This window comes from Arthrobacter sp. cf158 (assembly GCF_900106835.1).
Lineage (GTDB): Bacteria > Actinomycetota > Actinomycetes > Actinomycetales > Micrococcaceae > Arthrobacter.
In genome coordinates, this window is the sequence record NZ_FNNR01000005.1 from 224,414 (window position 1) to 236,615 (window position 12,202).

Here is a 12,202-nt window from a genome sequence, read left to right on the forward strand (position 1 = left end):
ATTTCGTTCGCTTTGCTTCCAAACGGTCCAGGAGCCCCGCATGACCCGCTTGTTCAATGAACCCGCAGCTTTTGCCGACGAGATGATCGAAGGTTTCGTTGCATCGCACGGCCGTTGGGTACGTCGTGTGTCCGGTGGCGTTGCCAGAAGCACCCGCAGCACCCCGGGTTCCGTTGCACTGGTCATCGGTGGCGGCTCCGGACACTACCCGGCCTTTGCCGGGCTGGTCGGCCAGGGCCTGGCGCACGGCGCAGCGATGGGCAACCTGTTCGCATCCCCCTCGGCACAGCAGGTCTACAACGTGGCCAAGGCTGCGGAGAACGGTGGCGGTGTGCTCCTGGGCTACGGCAACTACGCCGGGGACGTCCTGCACTTCACCCAGGCACAGGACAAGCTGCGCGCCGAGGGCATCGACTGCAGAAGCATCGCCGTCACGGACGACATCTCGTCGGCTCCGCTGGCGGACAAGCACAAGCGCCGCGGGATCGCCGGGGACCTGACGGTCTTCAAAGTTGCAGCCGCTGCCTCCGAGGCCGGCTACTCCATGAACGCGGTGGTGGAGATCGCCGAACGCGCCAACCACCGCACCCGTTCCTTCGGTGTTGCCTTCACCGGCTGCACCCTCCCGGGCGCGGACCACCCGCTCTTCTCCGTTCCCGAAGGCCGCATGGCCGTCGGCATGGGCATCCATGGCGAACCCGGCATCGGCGAGACAGACATTCCGACGGCGAATGAACTCGCCGAACTGCTGGTCAAGGACCTCCTCGCCGAGATCCCGGACGGCGTCCAGGTCCAGGGCGCCCGTGTGGTCCCGATCCTCAACGGTCTGGGCAGCGTCAAGTACGAGGAACTCTTTGTGGTCTACCGCCGGGTGGCGCAGTTGCTGGCCGAAGCCGGCATCGAGGCCGTTGACCCGCAGGTGGGAGAACTGGTCACCAGCTTCGACATGGCCGGCACCTCGCTGACACTGTTCTGGCTGGACTCCGAGCTCGAAGAACTGTGGCTGGCCCCCGCCGATGCACCGGCCTTCCGGCGCGGTGCGGTAAGCGCTCAAGCGCTCGACGCCGAGCAACTCACCATGGGCGCCGAGCAGCAAGCCGTGATCCCGGACGCCAGCGAAGAATCCAAGGCCGCCGCGCCCGGCATCCTGGCCGCGCTTACCGCCGCCAAAGCAGTGATTGATGCCAACGTGGAGGAGCTGGGCCGGATCGACGCGATCGCCGGCGACGGTGACCACGGCATCGGCATGGAGCGCGGTATCCACGCCGCCGTCGCTGCTGCGGCAGGCGCCGTCGAACGCGGTGCCGGAGCTGGGACCGTCCTGAATCTTGCTGCCGATGCCTGGGCGGACAAAGCCGGTGGCACTTCGGGTGCGCTGTGGGGCATGGCCCTGCGCTCCGTCGGCCAATCCGTCGGTGACAGTGACCGCCCGAACGCGGCAGCCGTTGCCGCAGGGATAGCCGAAGCGAGGCGTTCCATCATGGACTTCGGCAAGGCAAAGGTAGGCGACAAAACCTTGGTGGATGTCCTGGCCCCGTTCAGCGAAGCCCTCACGGCCGCTGTTCAGGGCGGAGCAACACTTCAGGAAGCATGGGGTGCCGCGGCGACCATCGCTGAACAGTCCGCCGAGGCGACCGCCAACCTGCTGCCCCTCATGGGCCGGGCACGCCCGCACGCCGAAAAGAGCCTCGGAACGCCCGACGCCGGAGCCGTCTCCATGGCCCTGATCGTCCGGGCCATCCACAACACCCTCGCCGGGAACACCGCCGGGAAGATCTCAGTAAAGGAAACAGCATGAGCACCAAACTGCGCCTGGTCGTTGGATCGGACGATGCCGGATTCGAGTACAAGGAAGCCCTGAAAGCCGATCTGGAAGCGAACGGCTTGGTCGAATCGGTGACCGACGTCGGGGTGGACGCCTCGAGCCACACACCGTACCCCTCTGTTGCCATCGCCGCCGCTGAACTGATCGCCGCCGGCAAGGCGGACCGGGCACTCCTGGTCTGCGGCACCGGACTGGGCGTTGCGATCGCCGCGAACAAGGTTCCCGGCATCCGCGCCGTCACCGCCCACGATTCCTTCTCCGTGGAGCGCTCGGTCCTGAGCAACAACGCCCAGGTCCTCACGTTCGGCCAGCGTGTGGTGGGACTGGAGCTCGCCCGCCGCCTGGCCAAGGAATGGCTCACCTACACCTTCGACGAAACCTCTGCCTCGGCCGAGAAAGTCACACTGATTAAGGACTACGAGGGTGTCTCTTCCTGCTAAGACCGCCAGCGCGGCAGCCCAACAACCACGCGCGGTCATCGGTGTGAGCCTGAAAATGTACTTCGGCTACCAGCGTTCCGTGGACTACTGCCGCGACATCGCCACCATCGCCTTCAAGCACCCGGCAGTGGTGAGCGGCGACATCGAACTGTTCGTGCTCCCCACCCTCCCGGTACTGCCCGAAGCAGCCCGGATCCTGGGCGCGGCCGCTGTTGGAACCGGAGCGCAGGACATCTTCTGGGAAGACGAAGGCGCGTACACCGGCGAAGTCGGCGGCAAAACCGTTGCCGAGCTCGGCGGCCGGTATGTGGAGGTAGGGCACGCGGAACGCCGCCGGATCTTCGGAGAAGACGACCGGGTGATCGGCTTGAAAACGGCCGCGGCCTACCGCAACGGACTCACCCCCGTGCTGTGCGTGGGCGAACTGAATGCCGGCTCCCCCGAGGAAGCAATCGCCCACTGCACGGCCGACATCGATGCCGCCCTCAACCGCGCCGGAACGCTCGGCCCCACAGCCCGGACCATCGTGGCCTACGAGCCGCAGTGGGCCATCGGCGCCCCGGAACCGGCAACACCGGAATACATCAGCGCCGTAGTCCGCGGCCTGGACCAGCACCTGCGTTCGTTGCCGGGTCAGGAAGACAGCAGCGTCATCTACGGCGGCAGCGCCGGACCGGGCCTCATCACGGAACTGGACACCGCCGTCGCGGGCTTGTTCCTGGGCCGCTTCGCGCACGATCCCGCAGCGCTGAAAACCATCCTGGACGAAACCGCCGCACGCCTCACCACGAAGAAAGAGGAAAAATCAGCAGCAACAACACACACACCAACCAAGCGATACGCCGACAAACCACGGACCAGGAAACACACCCCATGAACACACACCACCCCCCGCCAAAAGCCCCGGAGAAGCCCGTGGACCGGAGCAAGATCTCCAACCACGCGACCCGGGAAACCAAGAACGACGACGAGCTCGCCGAAGTCCACCGCAAAGCAGACGAACCCCACACAACCCTGAAACGGCGAACGAAAGGGAGCCCCACGGAACACCGGAGCACCCACCCGCACATCGCCCAGGCGCTGAGAACGAACCCGCGGCCCACCAGCAGCAACGGCACCGCCCACACGCCGAAAAACGACGAAGCCAACAAGACCTCCACCAACGGCCGGCCGGAGGGTGAGGCAGCCGCGACAAACACCGCAATGCAGACCCATAAACAGGGACCCACGCAAAGGAGACGACACCGGCTCAACAGCGCCAACAGCCCCCACCAGGCAAGCAGCACCGACACCACCAACACCGACCCCGGAATGCAAAAACACAAGCACATGAAAGACGCCCTCACGCAGCACCCCCGGAACAGCCACACAAAAGACCGAACGAGAAGACGCAAACAAGCACCAGGAAACCTCACGCACACGGAAACACCACCACACAAACGCCAACGCCACCACCACAACAAGCCCGACAAGAGCCAGCACAAACAAAGACACACCAACCAAAGCAACGAACAAGGGCGGCCCCGACAGCACCCCCAACCGGAGACCAACCACCGACAAAACCAGAGGACACAACAAAGCCTCGAGGTCCCAAACAACAAATGAAAAGCAACAAGAAACAGGGAAAGGCACCGCCCGCGCAAACCCCGACAAAAAGGCGAGCAGCGAGCACCACAACCGCCAAAAGGCCACCCACAACAACCCCGACAACCAAAACTACCCCCACGCCCAGGAACAAGTACCCCCCGAACACCACCACATCACCACCAACCACGACCACGACCCCACGGCCGACAAAGCCAGAACCGACGAGCAGGAAAACCACCACCGCAACGAAACCAAAACCGCACCGCAGCAGAGGAAAGCCAACAACAGACTCCACACAATAGAACACAACAACGAACACGCAGAACACAACGCCAAACGCCAAAACGCCGCCCAGACAGGCACAAACCCGGGCCACCCGCACGACCACCTGCAGCGCAACAACAAGAAAGAAGACGCCGATACCTACGACGGACAAGATGCCCAGCAGAACGAGAGCGCCAACAACGAAGACGACACCCCAAAAGCAACCCCAGACCAGGCCGAAGCCGCCACCCAAACCAAACACGAACCCGGCAACGACGGCCAAGACCACAACGACAACCAACACACCAACCCGCAACCCACCCGCGTGAAAACCGGCGCCTGCAAGATACACAACCCGCCCAACGAGGCACGCCACGACAAAGAACACACCCACCAAGAACCCCAACAACCAGCAAAGGAAATCCGGGACGCGCACCCCCAGAACCACCCCAACAACACCACCCGCGCAGCCAACCCCGCCGAACACCCCAACAAAACCCCCACCCACAACCCCAAGGACAAAAGCAACAAAAACGAGGGGAAGAACAGCCGCGACGACAACGACCGCGAAAGCACCATCCCCAAGACGCGCAACAAGGACGAACTCAAGCGCGAAGCCAACACCGCCGACAACCCAACAACCCCCAAACCACAGCAGCCCAATGGTGAACCCAAAACAATGCCACCAACGGCCAGAAAGCCCCCCGCAAACGAGCAGCAAAACACCAAATCCAAGACCGAACCAGCGGACGAACCACTGACCGACAACGACGAGCAACCCAACAACCACGACGGCCGCAACCACACACACGAAAACCACCGAAAAAGCGAACACCACCACCAGCCCGGCAACGAAAATAACGACCAACACCAGCCAGCGACGGGGAGTCGCCACGACACCGATGAGAGCGGCGGAGCGATCGGCAAGGACGACATCCCCGACAGCATGCCACCCAGCACCCCACACATAGCCGAAAAAAAAGCCGCCACCCCCAACCGCGACCACCCCGACCACACCGGAAACACACACCCCGCAACCCACCGCCCGGCAACCACCCACACGGCCCCACAAAGAACAAGACCGCCCACCCGCGACCAAAAGCACCCCGCAGGAGTCCCGCCACAGCCCCCACAACAAGAAAAGGACCACCACCGACCAACCAACCAGGAATGGAGCAACAGAGACAGACCACGCCGCCCGCAAGAAGCGGACACCCAACGAATGGCCGACCCCAAGAAAGACCAGCCCACCGATCCGAGCCCGACCGCGCAAAACAACGCACCAACCAACCAGGAGCGGGCGCAAGAAAGCACACAGCGAAGCGCCCGCACAAGCCAAGACCCCGAGAACGCGGAGAAGCAGGAACGACACCGAAAGAAAGCAGACGGCAACCGACGGAGACGCGGTAAAAGGAGGCGCAGGGGAAACCCACGGCCGCGCCAAAGGCCTCACACGGAACAATCCAAACCCCCCACGCCGAATGCCCCAAGCCGCAAACGAACCAACGCCAGCCAACGCTCCACGGGCCTGCGCCGAGCCGACAAGAACGAAACAACGGTACTACCGACGGACGGCAGAGGACAGACCTGCAACGCACACCGATCCCCCAGCGCAACGTCACACCCAGCACGCCAAAGACCCGGAAGACGGAACACCCGAAACGAGCGACGGCAAGCAATGAGGCACCCGCCAACACCACATCATGGAAAGGAACGTATGCCTGATAGCGAGCCCCACCCCCACCATGAACCGCCCAACATCGACGCAGAACAGCTACCCGCCCATCACCGAAAGAACCGAAAGCCACAACAACGCCACAACACGCCCACAGACCTCCGGCCGCACTCGGATCCGCCAAACAGAACGAAACGGGGAACACAACCACGCCGCCGGCACAGCACGCCACCCAACCCCAGCACCGAGCAAGAACTGAGGAAAACACCCGGCTCGGACTCCAGCAAGCAAGAGCGACGCTTAGGCCAATCAGCCAAAGCGCAGCCGTGATAACCAATCCTCCGGACCCAGACGGGCCTAACGCAGGGCGGGAGTCCAGACAGAGCGAAACCCTCAGAACTCCAGCCGCGGACAAGAGCCGCTACCACGACCGGGCATCAACGCACTGCCCACACGCCGCAGCACAACCAGACCCAGGACGACGCACAAAGGAGAGCCACCCAGGGGCGTCGCCCAAGCACACCCACCCAAAAAGCCGATCGTAAAGAAGAGCACGCGCAAGAGCACAGCGCAACAAGGGAGAGGCAACCACACCGCGACCAGAAGCAAAACCCACCGCAAAACAGTTACAGGCCTCCCCACACACCCGGCCGAACCCAGAATGCCCGAAGCAGGCCACATCCCACCCGGCCACACAGCATAAACCAAAGCCTACCGTGCTGCCACAAACCAGACAGGAAACACCGGCACCAGCGACCACGCGAAGCCCAACGGGCCAAAAACCAGCAGGCCCGCCCCAAACACCGCGGACTCAAGTAAACGCCAGAGGTGGACCCGCGGGCCACCGCTCAACGAAGGACCGCCCAGTGCCGCCCACCGATGCGGCAAGACAAGCACCACCATCCCGGCCACGCGGCGGGCAGCCGCCAAGCAACACAGACGAAGCAAGGAGCCAGCACGCGCCAAAACGCAAAACACCGAAGGAAGCCGGAGAGCAAGAAACCGGACGCCCTCAGCCAGCACACCAGCCCAAGGAAACCGAAGACCAAACAACCACTGCGAGAGGAGCGCCAGACGAAATGCAACCCCCACACAAACCAGCCCCACCAGTTGCACCAAGAACTCAACAAACCCACAACCCAACGCCAGCACAACGCAAGCGGCGACCGCTCCGAAAAAACCACAAGCGAACGCAAACATCGAACGCAACCGATCAACCCCGCACACGCAAGCCTGCCCCCAGCCACCGAGGAAATCCCAGACCTGGACCCACACAAGAGCCGCCCGACCCGCCCGAGCATGCGGAAACCAACACAGCCCACCAAACGCTAACCGAAAAAGCCGTGCACCAATCCCAAACCCAACACGCCCAACAGACCGGCAGCGCCGCCGCCCCCCACCCGACAGAAAACCAAGCACGAGCCGACACCCGAGGAAGCCACGCACCGGCGGTGCAGGCCAAAAGCCAGAGCGCGACTCCGACGGCCGCAAACGCGCCAAGACCTCCGAACGCAAAGACACGGAAAGGGGAAAGCGCAGACCGCCAAGAAGGCCGTGAGGGGCCCAACGGGGGCCAAGGGCCGCGTCAGCCCCAAACGACGCCCCAAGCCACCAGAGGACCGCAAGCAACGGCCAGCAGAAGCCCAGGAAACCCACCACACGAGCATCCACACACGGCGCAACGACACGCAAAAACGCAGCCCGGACCCCCACCGAGCAAGCACCAACCGCCCCCCGGCAACCCCACCGCCCGGACAGCACGAGGGAGACCAGCAACACCTGAGGCGCCCCGCAAACAAGGGAACCAACGCCGGCGCCGACATCGCAAAACAGCAACCGCCCGACCACAGCCCACAACCCGCCCAAGACACAGCACCAGGACCCGCACCGCCATATAACCAAAAACAGAGAGGCAGCACCGCACGAGGAAAGAGGCAATCCCAGCGCCACCACGCAAGTCACTGAAGAAGCCAAGCACGGGCAGACGAGTCCACACGGCCAACCAGCCGGGACACGAACCCAGAAGGATGACGCAAGGCGAGACGCCAATCCCACCACAAAAACCAAACCGCCGCAGTCGACCACCACCAAATCCCCCCGGAACCCACACCGCAACCCACCCAGGCAATCCCACAACCCGAACCACGCCGCAAACGCCCCCCCGCAGCCCGGCCACACTAAAACCCGGAAAAACCCACAACGGCTCACCAAATATGGCCCCGAACCGAAAAAGCCAGCAAACGCACCCAACAGAAGACGCAAACACCAGGGGGAGAACAACGGACGCAGCCCAAACCCAACGGCACCAGGAGCCCACCCCAACATCGTCGCCCGCAACCAAGAGCCCCCCCGGATCCGCAGCACAAAGGCGGAATAGGCACCGACCGAAAGGCGACCGCCCAGAACCACGCCCACCCACCACACAAAGACAACCACCCCATCCGACGGAAAACCAAACAGAGCCGAACCCAAAGAACTCCCCAGGACCGAAACCAAAGCATCACCCAACGCGGGAGAATCCAAACCGCGCCCAACGCAACACCGCGTAAGACCCACGCAAACCACAATGCCGCAGAAGAGCAGCGCCCAGAACACGAGGTGAACATCAACAAAGAACTCCACCGCAGGAGCCCGGCCGACAACACGCCCCCAACGCAACACAACCACATCCGAAACAAACTCCACGACGACGCCGAGAGCATGGGCCAGAAAACAAATCACAACCAGAACGTCAGCGGGCACACCCACAACAAGGTCGACGAGGAAGCGAGCCACAGCCACGAAAAGACCAGGGACGGGCTCAAAAACGACAAAGAACGAGACCCGAACCACCAAGGCCAAACCAACAACCACCAACTACACCACCCCGCCCGAAAACGGAAAGGAATAACCACGCACGAGCTGCCCGGGCTCGCCGACTACGACAAAATCGAACGACCCAACGACAAGACCGCGGGCCGACGCCCCGACGATCCTCACGCCCACCAAACCAGCCGCCGCAACCTGCCACACAAGGGTCACGAAAGGGTCGACCAACACCTCTCAACACAGCAACACCGCCCCCAGAACCTGGCCACCCACGGAGCCAACGACATGATCAACACAGGCGGAAATACCTACACCGTCCACCACAAGCAAGACACCACCGCGCCAGAAGCCGCGGGAGCACACGCCAACCACGCGAAGCGAAAGAAATGACACCCCAACGCCGGAACCCACGAAAACGCCCAGCACCCCGCCACCACCCACAACGAACAAGAAGCAACCAAGGACCGGGACATCCGACCCCTCACGGACCCGGAACAGCCCGCGGACGCCACACACGAGAACCGCGACAAACCCGGCCCCGAACCCCACGAGCGGCGCGACCAGCCGATCACCCCAACGCCCACAAAATACAAAGCACACCCGAAGAGGATCAACCCAACCCACGCCAAGAACCACATCCACCACAAAGACACCGCGGGACGGCCACACGCAATCAGAAAACCCCACTCGGAACTGCCAGGCACCAACCCAACCCCGAAAAATCCAACCATCGAGAAAAAAATCCACAAACACGCGGAGGCAACCGCAGAGAACGAAATCACCGGGCTAAAAAGGATCGCCACAAGACCACGGAGGAAAAACACCACCACGCAACCGCCCAACACCCACGCCGAATCGGCAGACACCACAGCACTACGGCAGAACACGTAGCCCCGAGCCAACCACAGGAACAAGGCAATACCCACGAACACCACCACGACAACAACCTCGGCCAGCCAGCCCCCGGAACGAACCACAAAGAGCAACCACAGAAAAAGAGAACAAAAAGCCCGCAGCAACGACACCAGCCAAAACACAATCAAGCCAAAGACCCCACACACGAAACCGCTCACGGCGCCAATCAAACCGCCCCCCACCAAAGCAAGACCAACACACACAAAACACACACCAAACACCCACCCGACAAAGACCAACGCCGCACAGAAGATGACGGAGCCGACGCCCTCGCAGCCAAAACAAAACAGGAAGCCCCCAAGGAAAAAAGCAACGACCACACAACGCGAAAGACGACCGAACGGGGCCAAGACAGACCAGATCAACGACACAAGCAACAGCGCCCCCAAGACCAGCAGACAAAAAGCAACAGCAAAAGCGACACGCGGAAATCTGATGACGCGCCACCAACCAAGCACCGACACCAACGCCACCGAACAATCCAAGCCCTTCAGGAAGACCCAAGAAGCCCGCCAGCCAGGAGACAACCAACATATACCCCCGCAGAAACGACAAAAAAAAGGACGCCTCAACAGACCAAGAAACCACCCAAAGAAGGAAACGACCACCGCTGGATGGCAACAAGGACCTATGCGCAAACGCCACCCAAGCCCAACACACACTCAACAAGCACAACACCAGCAAAAGCGAAGGCCACACCGCGGGCAAGCACGGCCACAACTGCAAAAACCACACTACGGAGCCCATACCGGAAATGGACCACACACGACCGGAAGCCAAGACCCCGGCCAACTCGAACACACCCACCGTCCAGCCAACCAACAACGGCGGCCAAGCGAAAACCGGAGACAAGGGAGAACACCCCCAACACAAGACTCACCACCGGCACGACAAGGAACGTCAACCCAACACCCGATGTTCACCATTGGCCAGAGAAAGCAGCAACGAGGAAACACCAACCACACAAAACCAGTGGCGGGGACACAACAAACACCAAAAGGCCGACGACACCCGCCACGACCCCCAGACTCACGAACAAAAAAAAAACCAGCACGAACAAAAACCACAACCAAAGCAGCGCCAGAGCCGACACCAGCAAAAAACCCAGACGGCGAACCAGGAAGCCGCCACGACCGACCCCCACCAAAACAACCAGCAAGACGCCCACAATGACGCCGACAACAACCGCACACCCCCCGAGCCCCAAACCACCGCGCAAACCACATCAAACACCGCCGGCCACGCCCCACCCCGGCAGAAACCACCGGCCCAAATCCCCGTCCACAAGGCAATGCAGAAAGCGCAAATAACAAGCCCAAAGGCAAGCACCAAGCCCAAAGTCACCACCGACTGCCGCACCTACCGCACAGCGGGCAACCCCAGGAACAAGGAGACTGCCGGCAGAGCGGAAAACGAGACGGAATACAAAGAAGCCCAAACAGACAACCCCCCAGAGGACGAAAACAGCCCCCCCGGAGCGGACGGCGAAAGCACCAAACAGGAGCCCACACCAGCATCGCCGGCGAGGAACGCCGGAAGGACCCACAAACAGCCCGGCACCAGCAAGCGAACCGGCCGGACCCAGGCCACGGAGCACACGGCAGCCACGGCAACGGCCAGGAACGACACGACGCAGGCCACGGCACCCAAATGGAACTGGCCAAGACAAAAAACACGGCCCCCAAGGAGGACCACCGCGTACTCGACCCCGAACACGACCCCGCCACAAACAACCAGCACCACGTGCTCCAAGATATCGCCGACAGCACCGGCAACCAGAGGGGACCAAAGCAGGAACCAAGCGACCCCCACCTCGGCGACGTAGACCCGCAGCGATGCCACGACCGCCGAAGGAGACACCACCAGGAGCAAGCCACCAACGCCGCCGGCCCGGAACGCCGCGAGAAGCACGCCCACGGGAACCGCAGGCAGGAACACCGGGGCGGGGCACAGCACAACATCGAACCGCACAACCGCGCTGACCACCCCCGCCAAAAGCAAAAACCGAACCACCGCAAGGACAATCAGCACCATACCGAACACGAACCCGACGCCGCCAACCACAGCCAAGCACTACTCCGCGACGACGGCGACCGGCACGAGGCCCTGCTCCGCAACAAGCTCAGCAACCAGCGGCACGCCAACAAGAACCTACAGCGAGCCACCGGCACCGCCCGCTGCCCCCGCCCCCACAAGGACCACCGCGAAGTGGGACAAAACCGCCAGAGCGCCAGAGCAACCGAGCAAAACGAACTCGCCGACCAACGCGGCGAACCCCGCGCCAAGGACAGACACCACGGCCTGAAAAACCACGGGACGGACCCCCGGGCGCCCCGACACAAGAAACATGCCACGGAAGAAAAAGAAGCCGCCGACCAACTCCACCGCAACGACCAGGCAAACACCGGCAGAAACCCTGCCGACCAGCGACGCCTGCACCGCCCCGCCGAGCCAGGCACCGACCCACAGAGTGACCAGCACGCCGAAGCAAGCGGAAACGACGGAGGAACGGACAGAGCGCGTAGCCAGATCGACAACGAACACACCAAACGCGGCAACAGCAGACAACCCAGCCACGAAGATCCACACCACCCCGCCGTGGCAAAAAACAGCCACGACAGCGAAACGGCGGACACCACAGGAGCCAAGGGCGAAGGTCAGAGCACCCGTCAATACCAGGCCCATGCG

General features: G+C 62.6%; 9 protein-coding genes and 2 pseudogenes. 5 read left to right on the forward strand and 6 right to left on the reverse strand.

Annotated features, from left to right (window positions below; genetic code table 11):
- The first annotated feature begins 40 nt into the window (after positions 1–40).
- Genes BLW08_RS12085 through BLW08_RS12095 form a run of 3 tightly spaced genes read left to right on the forward strand, consistent with a single transcriptional unit; the run spans position 41 to position 3,142 of the window.
- The gene (locus BLW08_RS12085) at positions 41–1,798 is read left to right on the forward strand and encodes a dihydroxyacetone kinase family protein (RefSeq protein ID WP_091325304.1); all 1,758 of its coding nucleotides are present in this window, start codon (positions 41–43) and stop codon (positions 1,796–1,798) included.
- Positions 1,795–2,265 (forward strand): ribose-5-phosphate isomerase, encoded by a 471-nt coding sequence (locus tag BLW08_RS12090; RefSeq protein WP_091325305.1) that lies wholly within the window; start codon positions 1,795–1,797, stop codon positions 2,263–2,265. The genes BLW08_RS12085 and BLW08_RS12090 overlap by 4 nt, the downstream gene beginning before the upstream one ends.
- The gene (locus BLW08_RS12095) at positions 2,249–3,142 is read left to right on the forward strand and encodes a triose-phosphate isomerase family protein (RefSeq protein ID WP_254779838.1); all 894 of its coding nucleotides are present in this window, start codon (positions 2,249–2,251) and stop codon (positions 3,140–3,142) included. Before BLW08_RS12090 ends, BLW08_RS12095 begins: the two co-directional genes overlap by 17 nt.
- 534 nt (positions 3,143–3,676) lie before the next feature.
- Here BLW08_RS12095 and BLW08_RS23860 read toward each other — a convergent pair.
- Positions 3,677–5,011, reverse strand: coding sequence for a hypothetical protein (locus BLW08_RS23860; protein WP_217639232.1), 1,335 nt, complete (start codon positions 5,009–5,011; stop codon positions 3,677–3,679).
- 235 nt (positions 5,012–5,246) lie between these two features.
- Positions 5,247–6,059, reverse strand: a pseudogene (locus tag BLW08_RS24340) (flavin reductase); the annotation flags it as partial.
- 1,178 nt (positions 6,060–7,237) lie between these two features.
- Here BLW08_RS24340 and BLW08_RS24345 point away from each other — a divergent pair.
- Positions 7,238–7,756, forward strand: a pseudogene (locus BLW08_RS24345) (NAD-glutamate dehydrogenase domain-containing protein); the annotation flags it as partial.
- A gap of 246 nt (positions 7,757–8,002) precedes the next feature.
- Positions 8,003–8,989 carry an NAD-glutamate dehydrogenase domain-containing protein gene (locus BLW08_RS23665; RefSeq protein WP_139244888.1) on the forward strand — a complete coding sequence of 329 codons (987 nt, stop codon included), beginning with the start codon at positions 8,003–8,005 and terminating at the stop codon, positions 8,987–8,989.
- Here BLW08_RS23665 and BLW08_RS23670 read toward each other — a convergent pair.
- The 4 genes from BLW08_RS23670 to BLW08_RS12125 all read right to left on the reverse strand — a co-directional run bounded on the left by BLW08_RS23670 (position 8,908) and on the right by BLW08_RS12125 (position 12,199).
- Positions 8,908–9,987: a hypothetical protein gene (locus BLW08_RS23670; RefSeq protein ID WP_139244889.1), complete on the reverse strand. Its 1,080-nt coding sequence runs from the start codon at positions 9,985–9,987 to the stop codon at positions 8,908–8,910. The two genes, BLW08_RS23665 and BLW08_RS23670, sit on opposite strands and share 82 nt — an antisense overlap.
- 446 nt (positions 9,988–10,433) lie before the next feature.
- A complete protein-coding gene (locus BLW08_RS12115; protein ID WP_139244890.1) occupies positions 10,434–10,682 on the reverse strand; it encodes a hypothetical protein in 249 nt (82 codons plus the stop codon).
- Between the two features lie 191 nt (positions 10,683–10,873).
- Entirely contained in the window at positions 10,874–11,584 is a 711-nt protein-coding gene (locus BLW08_RS12120) for a hypothetical protein (protein ID WP_091325313.1), read from the reverse strand.
- 81 nt (positions 11,585–11,665) lie between these two features.
- Complete coding sequence (locus tag BLW08_RS12125; protein WP_091325315.1) at positions 11,666–12,199, reverse strand: aromatic amino acid lyase; 534 nt, start codon at positions 12,197–12,199, stop codon at positions 11,666–11,668.
- Between the last annotated feature and the right edge of the window lie 3 nt (positions 12,200–12,202).

What these genes read in the sequence shown, in the direction of transcription:
- BLW08_RS12085 (WP_091325304.1), top strand. Translation starts at nt 41, where the DNA reads ATGACCCGCTTGTTCAATGAACCCGCAGCTTTTGCCGACGAGATGATC.
- BLW08_RS12090 (WP_091325305.1), top strand. Translation starts at nt 1,795, where the DNA reads ATGAGCACCAAACTGCGCCTGGTCGTTGGATCGGACGATGCCGGATTC.
- BLW08_RS12125 (WP_091325315.1), bottom strand. Translation starts at nt 12,199, where the DNA reads ATGGGCCTGGTATTGACGGGTGCTCTGACCTTCGCCCTTGGCTCCTGT.